We start from the raw sequence: 13,117 nt of genomic DNA, 5'->3' as shown, positions 1-13,117 counted from the left end.
CACTGGCTCCTTCCCGCTGCAATCCTTATTACGCTTTCCCGTATAAAACCCGCACGGCGACAGCGTGGAGTTGTCCGTGAAAAGTCCGTATGATGCACGTCCCATACAAGAGAAAAGTGACAATTATGAGCCAAACGTTCATCCCAGGCAAAGACGCCGCCCTGGAAGACTCCATCGCCCGTTTTCAACAGCAACTCCGTGACCTGGGGTTCAACATCGAAGAAGCCTCCTGGCTGAACCCGGTGCCTAACGCCTGGTCCGTGCATATTCGCGACAAAGATTGCCCGTTGTGCTTTACCAACGGCAAAGGCGCCAGCAAGAAAGCCGCCCTGGCTTCAGCCTTAGGTGAATATTTCGAGCGTCTTTCCACCAACTACTTCTTTGCCGACTTCTATTTGGGCAAGTCAATCGCTAACGGCGATTTCGTGCATTACCCGAACGAGCAATGGTTCCCGCTGCCGGACGATGACAGCTTGCCACAGGGGATTCTGGATGATCACCTGCGCGCATTTTACGATCCTGATAACGAATTGAGCGCCAGCATGCTGGTGGATCTGCAATCCGGCAACGACGAACGTGGCATCTGCGCCCTGCCGTTTACCCGTCAATCCGATGACACCACCGCCTACATCCCGATGAATATCATCGGTAACCTCTACGTTTCCAACGGGATGTCCGCTGGCAACACCGCCAATGAAGCGCGTGTGCAGGGGTTGTCTGAGGTGTTCGAACGCCACATCAAAAACCGTATTATTGCTGAAGCCATCAGCCTGCCAACCATCCCGGACAGCGTGTTGCAACGTTATCCTGGCGTGGTGGAAGCCATCGCCACGCTGGAAAAAGAAGGGTTCCCGATCCTTGCCTATGACGCCTCGCTGGGCGGTAATTATCCAGTGATCTGCGTGGTGCTGTTCAACCCCAGTAACGGCACCTGCTTCGCCTCTTTCGATGCGCACCCGGATTTCGGCGTCGCGCTGGAGCGTACTGCCACCGAACTGCTGCAAAGACGCGGGTTGAAAGATCTCGATGTCTTTACCCCGCCGAGCTTCGACAATGATGATGTGGCGGATCATGCCAATCTGGAAACCCACTTTATCGATTCCAGTGGTTTGATCTCCTGGGATTTGTTTAAAACCGCCGCGGATTATCCCTTTGTCGACTGGAGCTTTAAAGGCAGCACCGAGCAGGAATTTGCTACCTTGATGGCAATTTTCCACAAAGAGCACAAAGAGGTGTACATCGCCGATTACGAGCACCTGTCAGTGTATGCTTGCCGCATTATCGTACCGGGGATGTCCGACATTTATCCGGCAGACGATCTGCTGTTGGCAAACAACAATATGGGTGTGCATTTACGCGAGACCATCTTCTCTCTGCCCGGCAGTCAGTGGGAAAAGCAGGCGTATCTCGATCTGATCGCTCAGTTGGATGATGAAGGTTTTGATGACTTCACTCGCGTGCGCGAATTGCTGGGGCTGGCAACTGGCAAGGATGATGGCTGGCTCACGCTGCGCATCGGTGAATTAAAAGCGATGCTGGCGCTGGCAGGCGGCGATCTGGAACAGGCCTTAATCTGGGCGGAATGGACGCAGGATTTCAACGGCTCCGTCTTCAGCCCATCTCGCAGCAACTACTACCGCTGTTTGCAGACGCTGTTGACGCTGGCATTGGACGAAGAGCGTGAGCCATCACAGTATTACGATGCGTTTGTGAAAATGTACGGCAGCGACACCGTTGACGCCGCGAGCGCAGCGATTGCCGGTGAGCAATGTTTCTACGGGCTGTTTGACGTCGATGACACCTTCTCCACATTGCCTGCACACCAATCGCTGCTGGCAGCTTACGAGAAACTGCAAGCGGCTAAGCGTCGTTTCTGGGGCTAATGCCGTATCGCCCGTCCTCCCCGGTTAACACCGGGGAGCATTCACACTGTTGTGACCTCAAGCGGCAACCTTATTTTTTCGATCAATTTTCCAGCAACACGCCAGATGTCATCATCCAATTATCTTATAGCTGCGTAGTTCGAATAATTCGGCATTTCTCATAAAATGAAGAATAATGTACTTATTGTTATTGAATGGTGAATTTTTAATTAATTTGCAGCAACTCACAACACCGAAATGATACAAAAACGCATATCATTTAACTATTTTTCACGCTATTCTACCCCCTATATTCAAATCTTTTTATAATTTTTAAATATTTTTATTTATTTCAATGACTTAATATGAGATTAGTGCAGATCGCAGAGGGGTTTAACCCCACTAAATTTTCACGATATGATCCAGGTCAAATTTTGCTTTATACTGCTTTATACTGCTTTATACTGCTTTGTTAGTATTCCCTCGCGGATAAATCTTGGAGAACGTTAGTGTGAAAGCTGACAACCCCTTTACACTTTTACTACCGGCAGCCATGGCGAAAGTCGCTTAAGATGCTGGTGTCTATAAAGTAACCAAACAACCCCTGACTACGTTTTTTTTGGCAATTACTGCTGGTGTTTTTATTTCTATCGCCTTCGTTTTTTACATCACAGCCACAACCGGTTCCGCGTCTATGCCTTACGGCATGGCTAAACTGATTGGTGGGATCTGCTTCTCACTCGGCCTGATGCTGGTGGTTGTCTGCGGCGCTGACCTGTTTACCTCAACGGTATTAACAGTGATTGCCAAGGCAAGCGGCCGCATCACTTGGAAACAGCTGGCCTGCAACTGGTGTAACGTCTATGTGGGCAACCTGTTCGGCGCACTGTTTTTTGTCGCTCTGATCTGGTTTGCCGGTGAGCACATGGTAGCCGACGGTGCATGGGGCTTGAATGTCCTGCAAACCGCAGAACACAAAGTGGAACACACTTTTGTTGAAGCGTTTTGCCTCGGGGTGCTGGCTAACTTGATGGTTTGTCTGGCGGTATGGATGAGCTACTCAGGTCGGACGCTGACAGACAAAATGTTCGCAATGATCCTGCCGGTGGGCATGTTCGTTGCCAGCGGCTTTGAGCACAGTATTGCTAATATGTTTATGATCCCCACGGGGATCGTTATCAAGAATTTCGCGGCGCCAGAATTTTGGGAAGCCATTGGCAAAGCGCCGTCCCAATTTGAGCACCTTATCCCCCACAACTTTATCGTGGACAACCTGATTCCTGTCACGCTTGGCAACATCGTCGGCGGCAATTTTCTGGTAGGGTTAACATATTGGGTTATTTATTTGCGCGGTGGCGACAAACATTAATCTGTCGCCGACTGCAAATCGGGTTATGAATTCCAAACCAAAGGTAGGTGTAATATGACCGAACTGAATGAAAAATTGGCTAACGCGTGGGAAGGTTTTAGCGCGGGTGAATGGCAGAATGGCGTCAACGTACGTGACTTCATTCAGAAGAACTACGCACCGTATGAAGGTGGCGAGTCCTTCCTGGCTGGCGCTACTCCGGCAACCACCAAGCTGTGGGATGCTGTTATGGAAGGTATCAAACAAGAAAACCGCACTCACGCGCCGGTTGACTTCGATACCAACGTTGCAGCCACCATCACCTCTCATGACGCCGGTTATATCGACCAGAGCCTGGAACAAATCGTTGGTCTGCAAACTGACGCGCCGCTGAAACGTGCGCTGATTCCGTTTGGCGGCATCAAAATGGTTGAAGGTTCCTGTAAGGTTTATGGCCGTGAACTGGATCCGCAACTGAAAAAAATCTTCACCGAATACCGCAAAACCCATAACCATGGCGTATTCGATGTTTACACTCCGGATATCCTGCGCTGCCGTAAATATGGCGTGCTGACCGGTCTGCCGGATGCTTATGGCCGTGGCCGTATCATCGGTGACTACCGTCGCGTTGCACTGTACGGTATCGACTACCTGATGAAAGACAAATTAGCTCAGTTCACTTCTATGCAATCCAAACTGGAAAACGGTGAAGACCTGGAAGCGACTATCCGTCTGCACGAAGAGATTGCCGACCAGCATCATGCGCTGTCTCAGATCAAAGAAATGGCTACCAAATACGGCTGCGATATCTCTGGTCCGGCTACCAATGCAAAAGAAAAGCCGTTCAATGGACTTACTTCGGCTACCTGGCTGCGGTTAAATCTCAGAACGGTGCTGCCATGTCCTTCGGTCGTGTATCCAGCTTCCTGGATATCTTCATCGAACGTGACCTGAAAGCCGGTAAAATCACTGAGCAAGACGCACAGGAACTGATCGACCACCTGGTGATGAAACTGCGTATGGTGCGCTTCCTGCGTACTCCTGAATACGATGAACTGTTCTCCGGTGACCCGATCTGGGAAACTGAGTCCCTGGCCGGTATGGGCCTGGACGGTCGTACTCTGGTAACCAAAAACAGCTTCCGTTTCCTGAACACCCTGTACACCATGGGGCCGTCTCCGGAACCGAACATCACTATACTGTGGTCTGAAAAACTGCCGCTGAACTTCAAAAAGTATGCAGCTAAAGTGTTCATCGATACCTCTTCTCTGCAATACGAGAACGACGATCTGATGCGTCCGGACTTCAACAGCGATGACTATGCTATCGCTTGTTGCGTAAGCCCGATGGTTGTTGGTAAACAAATGCAGTTCTTCAGTGCACGTGCCAACCTGGCAAAAACCATGCTCTATGCTATCAACGGCGGCGTGGACGAAAAACTGAAGATACAGGTCGGTCCGAAATCTGAACCGATCAAAGGCGATGTGCTGGACTTTGACGTGGTAATGGATCGTATGGACCACTTCATGGATTTGCTGGCCAAGCAGTATGTCACTGCATTGAACATCATCCACTACATGCACGACAAATACAGCTACGAAGCATCGCTGATGGCGCTGCACGATCGTGACGTATTCCGTACCATGGCATGTGGTATCGCCGGTCTGTCCGTTGCCGCGGACTCCCTGTCTGCTATCAAATATGCGAAAGTTAAACCGATTCGTGACGAAGATGGCCTGGCCATCGACTTCGACATCGAAGGCGAATACCCGCAGTTCGGTAACAACGATCCGCGCGTTGATGACCTGGCTTGTGACCTGGTAGAACGTTTCATGAAGAAAATTCAGAAACTGACCACCTACCGTGGTGCTACCCCGACACAGTCTGTTCTGACCATCACCTCTAACGTGGTATATGGTAAGAAAACCGGTAACACACCGGATGGCCGTCGCGCTGGTGCACCGTTCGGACCGGGTGCTAACCCGATGCACGGCCGTGACCAGAAAGGTGCTGTTGCCTCCCTGACTTCCGTTGCTAAGCTGCCGTTCGCCTACGCGAAAGACGGTATCTCTTACACCTTCTCCATCGTGCCTAACGCATTGGGTAAAGATTATGACGTGCGTAAGACCAACCTGGCAGGCCTGATGGACGGTTACTTCCACCACGAATCCAGCATCGAAGGTGGTCAACACCTGAACGTGAACGTGATGAACCGTGAAATGCTGTTGGATGCGATGGAACACCAGGAAAAATATCCGCAGTTGACCATCCGCGTTTCTGGTTATGCCGTGCGCTTCAACTCGCTGACCAAAGAACAGCAGCAAGACGTTATTACCCGTACTTTCACTCAGTCAATGTAATTTCCCTGACTGCCTGAAAAGGCGTAAAATAAAGGCTCCACCCCGGTGGGGTCTTTTTCTCACCCCCCGCACTGATAACCTGTTTTGCCAGTCCGCTCCTTGTACCGCGGCGGGCTGGCAAAACAGATTCAACACGACACAGGCGAGACGGTTTACCGTTCGTTTATTACACGTCCTACATGACGTCGGCGCACCGTTGCATTTCCCTGTTCGTGTTAACACCGGCTGCTATTGAACGGCCACATTTGGAGAAACACTTGCAATGTCACTGAGCGGTCGCATTCACTCATTTGAATCCTGCGGAACCGTTGATGGTCCCGGTATTCGTTTCATCGTTTTCTTTCAGGGATACCTGATGCGCTGCCTGTATTGCCATAACCGCGATACCTGGGATACCCACGGCGGCAAGGAGATCGTGGTTGAGGATCTGATGAAAGAAGTGGTGACCTATCGCCACTTTATGAATGCTTCGGGCGGAGGCGTTACCGCATCGGGCAGCGAAGCCATTCTTCAGGCTGAATTTGTGCGCGACTGGTTCCGCGCTTGTCAGGCAGAAGGCATCAATACCTGCCTCGATACCAATGGTTTCGTGCGCCGCTACGATCCGGTGATTGATGAACTGTTGGATGTGACCGATCTGGTGATGCTGGATTTGAAACAGATGGATGACAGTATTCACCAGAATCTGGTGGGCGTCTCCAATCACCGCACGCTGGAATTTGCCCGCTATTTAGCCAAGCGCAATCAGCGTACCTGGATTCGCTACGTAGTCGTCCCTGGTTGGTTGGATGATGATGCCTCAACGCACCTGCTGGGTGAATTTACCAAAGACATGACCAACATTGAGAAAATCGAATTGCTGCCCTACCATGAGCTGAGCAAGCATAAATGGGTCGCTATGGGGGAAGAATATAAGATGGATGGTGTAAAACCGCCGAAAGCCGATACCATGAACCGCGTACAGTCCATACTGCAAAGCTACGGGCACAAAATCATTTACTGATGTGACGCGCTCCCAAACGATGACCGGATGGGAGCGCGTCACATCATGCCTGGCTTGTTATAGCAGATTTCCAGCAACCTTCACTTTTACCTGAACGGCATTGCCCGGCAAATAGGCTAGCGGTACTTCAAGAAACTCGATGACCATTATGCTTCCGCGTTCTGCACCCGCCGCCTCTGCCAACGCAATCGCCTCTTTTTGCAAGGCATCACGCACGCTAGCGCGATCGCACTCGTCCATCTCCACCACTCTATCAATTTGTCCGCTAACCTGCCCCAGCGCCACACCGATAGCATTGGCCGCAGCAAAATTTGCAGGCACGATCACCTTGCTGACGCCTTTTAACCTATCAGGTAGCAGAATACTGCCTCCTCCCACTACGATCGCGGGCACTAACGCCACGGACGTCTTCATCCGGTCAATAGCCTCCTCTACCCTGGCAATCATGGCGTGATAAACGCGCTGGCAGAATGATGCATCTAGCGTGGGGTGCACCGAGGGTGGCGGCCCCGGCCACCTTCCCGGCTTACCGTTGATCAGCACATCGCTCAATGTTAGCCGGTCGCCACCAAAGCTCATTGCCTGTTGTAACAAGTTATAACCAACGCTATCCGGACCAATCTGCACCTCACCTTCAGGGGTTTCGCGCACCAGCGTGCCACCACCAATACCGATGGAGAGAATATATGGCATACGAAACTGCGTACGTACGCCGCCGATATTCACTGCGAGAGAAGACTCACGTGGAAAGCCCTTGGTCAAAACGCCGATATCGGTTGTCGTACCGCCCACGTCAATCACCAGCGCCTCTTTCAGCCCCGATAAATGACCTGCACCGCACAACGAGTTGGTGGGTCCACAGACCATGGTCAAGATGGGATAGCGTTTGGCCGCCTCCATCGACAGTAGGGTTCCGTCATTTTGGCTAAAATAAGGCTTAACCGAGATACCATGGTGCCTTAAGGCATTAATGAAGCCATTCACAAAACGATCCGCCGTGGTATGCAGTGCCGCGTTCAGAACAGTTGCACTTTCGCGTTCTAACAACCCAATATTGCCAATACGATGCGACAGGGACAACACGACGCCAGGTAGCCTCTCACTCACCCACCGCGCAACCTGATGCTCCTGTGCCGCATTGATCGGCGCAAACACACCACAAATTGCGATGCAGTCGACTTGCCCGTGCATCCTTTCGCAGGCAGCGATCACCTCCTGGTAGATGAGAGGATGGATCTCTCGCCCATCAATATCATAACCGCCGTGTAACTGATAGAGATGATCGCCCACAATAGCTCTCCATGCTGCGTCCCATCCCCACAAGGGAGGGACACCATCGCTGCTGGGCAGACTAAGCCGCAGCAAACCTACACGGTTCAATCCCTGACGTGTTACTACTGCATTGGTGCACTGCGTGGTGCCAAGCATGGCATAGCGGATGTGATCTGGTGCTAACCCCGAACGGGCCATCACCCGTGCAATGGCTGACAGTATACCGCCATGCACATCCTCGCTCGTCGGGGCCTTCGCGGTGGCGACACAGCGCAGATCGCCATCCAAAATAGCTGCATCGGTATGTGTTCCGCCCACATCAACACCGAGACGATAGTGATTTTTTAACGCCATCATGCCGCCTTACCGATTCACCAACTGTTCAATAGCCACATAGTCAACGGGATAACCAAAATATCTGGGGCCAGCGACAGCCAATCCTTTTGCACTGCGCCACTTGGTGTGGCAGGGGGATGCCGCCACATCAACTCGCTGCCCATAGCGAAGGTTTTCGGTTACGATCGGGCGACTTGTTTCACTGTCAAGAATTGAGATCAGATCGGGCACCACCGCCAGCAGATTATCCTGCCTAGGTTCTCGGTGGGCAGATGAACGGTATGCCAGCAGAAACTCATTCTGGAATAATACGGTAACCTGTTCACTCTTATCGTTGCGCCGCCCCTCGATAATCACGTGACCACGCGCAAAACCGCCCGTGGTCTGGCGCTTAACGTCTATAATATTGCCGGAGGCGATAACATGGCCATTGAGTGACTGGGTGATGGCATGAATCGGGTTACTGCCCGACTGCCACGCCAGACGTAACGTTTGTCCGATATGTTGGGCCAGAGTGAGGGTGCCGGTAATTGCGCTTTTCTTTAAAGCCCGCCCGGTTAATGGGTAGTCGCACATCACCGCTGCTGCGCCCATTTGTTCCATGATCGCGCGGGCAAAGCGTTCAGACCAGAGGCCATCAATCGGGTGTAAAACCAGCGTATTGCCTTTTTCATCCGCAAGGGTATTTGGCCCTGAAGGAAGATCGTAAAGATAGAAGCTAACCATGTGTACTTCAGGAAATGCGCGGCCTACACCATCACAATCCGCCACGGGGATCTGCTTTTGCGCGGCCAGAATCATTGGTATCAACGAGTTAATACCGCCGACTTCAATAGGGAAAGTTCCCGTAGCACATCGCGCAAGCATTGTCTCCATAATCTCAAAGGCACGTATCACTTGCGATGGAGAAATAATTTTCTCAATCGCCACCGTCGGCGCCCCCATTGAACTACAGGGGATAAAAAGTGCGTTATCTTCAATATCGTTAATATTCCACAGATGAACTGGCCCCCAGTAGTTCATCGCTTGCTTTGCAATCAAAGCGCCAAGATAAGGATCCCCACCTCCACCCGATCCTAATACCGATGCGCCTAACGCGATATCATCAATGACTTGTTCGTCAATATAACGGCTCATACATCATCCAATCGGGTAGTTTCGAGAATACGGTTCGTTCTAACAACTAACCAGCCAAACGTTTTTGCATGATGCTGCTCAGAGCAACATAAATGATTATGCTCACAGAAACACCGTCCAACGCGGGTACAGTGGTGAGCGTCAATTTCCCACTAAACTCAGGCGACGTGAGCAAACTGGTCCCGCTCCCAATAATCCATGCTATACAGGCAGGAACATTAACTACCTTACAGGCAGGAACATTAACTACCTTAGCTGTGTCAATCCGCTGTGCTATGTGTCGGGCCCCCAAAAAGTAGTATTCAGCCAAATAGACGCCCGCTATTGGTGAGATAAAAATTCCAAGGAGTGACAAAAAGACAGTGAAATTGGTCACCATGCCGTTACAGGCAAGCCCCAAGCCGGCCAAAGCAAGTAGCGTAACCAAGACTGGACGAGGTACGCTACGCATGACGACGGAGAGCCCTAATGCGGATGATATAAGGTTGGAATTGTTCGTTGTCCATTGGGCAAAAATCAAAATGACAATAGCGGATATTCCGAGACCGATGCTGAAAAATATCTCAACCAAATCACTGCTTCCAACTAAATGCGTCAGAATTAGCGCTATCAGAATGATAATGCTGTTACCGACGAAAAATCCGATACCAGCACCTAAAATTGCGTCTTTACGCGTTTTCGCATAGCGTGCAATATCTGGTGAAATAACAACAGCCATAATCCAAATCGAAACCACATAAGAAATACCGTTCCCCATGCTCAACGAACTTGTCAGCGTTAAGGGCGCAACAACAGTCGACTGATTTTGGGCTGCTAAAAAGATCCCGATTATAATCAACACCAACATTAGCGACACACTGAATGTGCTGAGTGTACCCAGCGCACAGACACCCCATATAGCAGGTATCGTCATCAGCAGCATACCAAAACCCAAAATACTCAAGCGTTCAGGAAATAGTTGGTAGTAACACAGTGATTTTTGCAATATTTCTCCAAAAAAATCCAATTGAAATGCAAACCACCCGACTAGCGATAGCGGCAGCATAATATTTATCAGTTTTCCGCCCCAGAGACCAAATATTGAATTGCTCAATAATGCTGTTGAAAATCCAGTGCTAAAACCAACGTTACCACAAAGTGCCGCTAATATACTGAGAATAGCCGATCCAATAAGTGTCACACTGACAGCAGCACCAAATGATAACCCACCACTCAGATAGGAAGCCAGATAAAGTCCTGATATATCAATGCCAATAGCAGTCCAAATCAGCGCAATGATATACCATCGTTTGCGTGCTTCACTGGGCACGGCCTCACATTCATAGTCACAGACATATCCAGATTTTGACTTTATTCGAACACATTTTTCGTCAGACATACTATTACCCATCTAGGTTAAATTTCACTAACGGACATTCTACGTGATGTTTCCGCGGGGCTATCAAAAAAGCATTGACACGTTTAACGTGGCAATAGGGTTTCCCTGGTGTAATACAAAAAACGGTAAGGCTTCTTTCTAATCGGATCGGGTGTGTGTATAACATAAAGCGAATTTACTTCTGGTAATAGCAATTTTTTTCAATGTTAACATTTGCCATATTTGATATATTGAATAGGATGCTTTATGCGATTAGATAAGCTTGAAATTCGTTGGCTGAAATTGTTTTGTATCATCGTAGAAAAGCGAGGTATTACCAATGCACAAGATGCAACAGGGCTGACTCAACCTGTTTTAAGCAGCTATCTTTCTCGCCTGGAAGATGTGCTTGGCGTGCTACTTTGCGAACGGGGCCGCAGTGGTTTTAAACTCACAAGCGAAGGAGAAATTGTCTACCAGGAAGCGAAATCTATTATCACCACGATCAATGAGTTTGCCCATCGATTAGCACGTATTCAACATCAGCTTAAAGGTACCGTGAAACTCGGTTGTCTGGACAACACGGCTACACATCCCAACAATGTGGTCTCACACGCAATAGCAAAGCTGTACCAACAGAGTTCCGAAGTGAACGTACAATTGGAGATCTCCGAATATACTCCACTGATTGAGCACCTAAGAAATGCCAATCTGGACATTGTGCTTAGCGCATTACCCGATGACTTCCCTGTTGATATCTATTACGAACCGGTATTTATTGAGCACAGCTATCTGTATTCAACAGCAAAAGAGGCAAAATACATTGAAAGAGATTGGCGCAATGGCTCACTGAACCCGAGAATGCTTATGATTGGTGGACATGCTGTTAATGAAATCAGCAAACAATTAGGGCTAATCTCTAAGAAAGGTTTTCATCAAACCGCCTGGCACCTCGAAAGCTGTTTATTGCTCCTGTTAGCCGGCACCCATATTGGCTACCTACCCGATCATTATGCCGCACCATGGGTACAACAGGGCAAATTGGCCGCTATCGCCCCTGACGAGTTAAACCTGACCAGTATTTTACCTGATTCGCAATGCCAGGCAGCGCCTGAGCCCGGTAGCAGAAGCGTTATGGAACAATATCGTGGAGGCAGGCAAAAGCTCATTAGCCAGCCTAAAGTGACATTTATGCCGCCAACGGTTTAGGATGGCGATCGCTTTTCTTCAGCAGCATGACCAGATAAACCAGCGATACCGCAGCAATCAGCACAAACAGCACGCGATCAGAATAAGTTTTCATCAGCGCGGCCGCCATACTGGGACCAACAAGGCTGCCGACAGTGTAACTGAGCAGCAATGACTGGTTCATCGCTACCAGCTCTTCATGACGTATCTTTTCGCACGCTCAGGACATAGCTACAGGATACAGCGTAAATCCCGCTCCGCCCAGCAAAAACAACGCAGGTGCCATTACCAGATGTCCAACGCTCAGTAACGCAACGCAGGCGACAATAACGGCAAACACCAGCACACGCAGCACCAACAAACGCCCATAGCGATCTGCCATGCGCCCCACCGGCCACTGACCGACAATACCGGCACCAATCAACAACGCCATCCAATAACCCACGTCGGCATCGCTGGTGCCATTGTGGGAAAGATAAAGCGGCATCAACCCATACAGCGACCCCAGGATCACGCCGGAAATCACACAGCCATTGATGCCCAGACGCGCACTGCGTTTACGCAGCATTTTCCCCACATGGACCGGATGCTCCGGCTGCGCCAGACGCGGTAAACGGGTGCACAGCAACGGTAACACGGCAAGCACAATCAGCATGACCATCCAGGGAATAACACTCGCTACAGCGGTTGGCAGCAGGCCGACATAAATCTGGCCAACGACGCTTCCCAGATAATAGGCAACCATATAAGCTGCCAGCAGTTGACCACGGTGCGTGGATGAGCCGCTGCACAACAGCGCACTTTCCACCACAACCCATATCAACGCACAACCGACACCTGCTACAAAACTCCATACCAGCCAACTGGTTACGTCCGTGGAAAACATCAGCCCCAGCGTTGCCAACGCAAACAGCAACGCCGCAAGGTAATAGCTGCGATTAAATCCTTGACGGAGAATCAAGCGCCCGGCCAACAGCGTCCCCAGCAAGTTACCCGTAAAATAGGATGACCCCACAACGCCTACCTGCCACACGGAATCATGCTGATAGTTAAGCCATAACGGAACCAACGTATTCAGTACAGCGATACAAACCGTAAGCAGCATAAGGCCGCAGAGCAATAACAGCACTGGGCGAGAAAAAGCAGACATAGTGGGCGTGGGTAACCAATACAACAAGGAAGTGCGCGCGCATCATGCCACTGCGCGTTTAAAAGTCAACGAGGGCAAACTCAGGCCGCACGTTTTGTGATACT

The 13,117-nt window shown here is 50.3% G+C and carries 5 protein-coding genes and 4 pseudogenes; 5 read left to right on the top strand and 4 right to left on the bottom strand.

Annotation, left to right across the window (positions count from 1 at the left end; genetic code table 11):
• Positions 1–125: 125 nt before the first annotated feature.
• From ycaO to pflA, 4 genes and pseudogenes are all read left to right on the top strand, one after another.
• Entirely contained in the window at positions 126–1,883 is a 1,758-nt protein-coding gene (gene ycaO, locus JZM30_RS10250; protein WP_252318542.1) for a 30S ribosomal protein S12 methylthiotransferase accessory factor YcaO, read from the top strand.
• A 490-nt stretch (positions 1,884–2,373) separates the two neighbouring features.
• Positions 2,374–3,231 (top strand): annotated as a pseudogene (gene focA, locus JZM30_RS10245) (formate transporter FocA).
• A 54-nt stretch (positions 3,232–3,285) separates the two neighbouring features.
• Positions 3,286–5,570 (top strand): annotated as a pseudogene (pflB, locus tag JZM30_RS10240) (formate C-acetyltransferase).
• Positions 5,571–5,832: 262 nt separating this feature from the next.
• Positions 5,833–6,573 carry a pyruvate formate lyase 1-activating protein gene (pflA, locus tag JZM30_RS10235; protein WP_252318541.1) on the top strand — a complete coding sequence of 247 codons (741 nt, stop codon included), beginning with the start codon at positions 5,833–5,835 and terminating at the stop codon, positions 6,571–6,573.
• A 57-nt stretch (positions 6,574–6,630) separates the two neighbouring features.
• Here pflA and JZM30_RS10230 read toward each other — a convergent pair whose 3' ends face one another.
• The 3 genes from JZM30_RS10230 to JZM30_RS10220 are packed head-to-tail and all read right to left on the bottom strand — an operon-like array spanning position 6,631 to position 10,696.
• Positions 6,631–8,202 (bottom strand): hydantoinase/oxoprolinase family protein, encoded by a 1,572-nt coding sequence (locus JZM30_RS10230; protein WP_252318540.1) that lies wholly within the window; start codon positions 8,200–8,202, stop codon positions 6,631–6,633.
• Between the two features lie 6 nt (positions 8,203–8,208).
• Entirely contained in the window at positions 8,209–9,318 is a 1,110-nt protein-coding gene (locus JZM30_RS10225) for an S-methyl thiohydantoin desulfurase family protein (protein WP_252318539.1), read from the bottom strand.
• 46 nt (positions 9,319–9,364) lie between these two features.
• Complete coding sequence (locus tag JZM30_RS10220) at positions 9,365–10,696, bottom strand: cytosine permease (protein WP_252318538.1); 1,332 nt, start codon at positions 10,694–10,696, stop codon at positions 9,365–9,367.
• A gap of 246 nt (positions 10,697–10,942) precedes the next feature.
• Here JZM30_RS10220 and JZM30_RS10215 point away from each other — a divergent pair.
• Positions 10,943–11,861 (top strand): annotated as a pseudogene (locus tag JZM30_RS10215) (LysR family transcriptional regulator).
• 3 nt (positions 11,862–11,864) lie between these two features.
• Here JZM30_RS10215 and JZM30_RS10210 read toward each other — a convergent pair.
• A pseudogene (locus JZM30_RS10210) lies at positions 11,865–13,013 on the bottom strand (MFS transporter).
• Between the last annotated feature and the right edge of the window lie 104 nt (positions 13,014–13,117).

It is taken from the genome of Candidatus Symbiopectobacterium endolongispinus, from assembly GCF_018777385.1.
Taxonomy (GTDB): domain Bacteria; phylum Pseudomonadota; class Gammaproteobacteria; order Enterobacterales; family Enterobacteriaceae; genus Symbiopectobacterium; species Symbiopectobacterium endolongispinus.
This window is presented reverse-complemented; position numbering and strand designations above follow the sequence as displayed.

Bases quoted from the DNA above. Each gene is read 5' to 3' on its own strand.
- ycaO (WP_252318542.1), top strand. From the start codon at position 126: ATGAGCCAAACGTTCATCCCAGGCAAAGACGCCGCCCTGGAAGACTCC.
- pflA (WP_252318541.1), top strand. From the start codon at position 5,833: ATGTCACTGAGCGGTCGCATTCACTCATTTGAATCCTGCGGAACCGTT.
- JZM30_RS10230 (WP_252318540.1), bottom strand. From the start codon at position 8,202: ATGATGGCGTTAAAAAATCACTATCGTCTCGGTGTTGATGTGGGCGGA.
- JZM30_RS10225 (WP_252318539.1), bottom strand. From the start codon at position 9,318: ATGAGCCGTTATATTGACGAACAAGTCATTGATGATATCGCGTTAGGC.
- JZM30_RS10220 (WP_252318538.1), bottom strand. From the start codon at position 10,696: ATGTCTGACGAAAAATGTGTTCGAATAAAGTCAAAATCTGGATATGTC.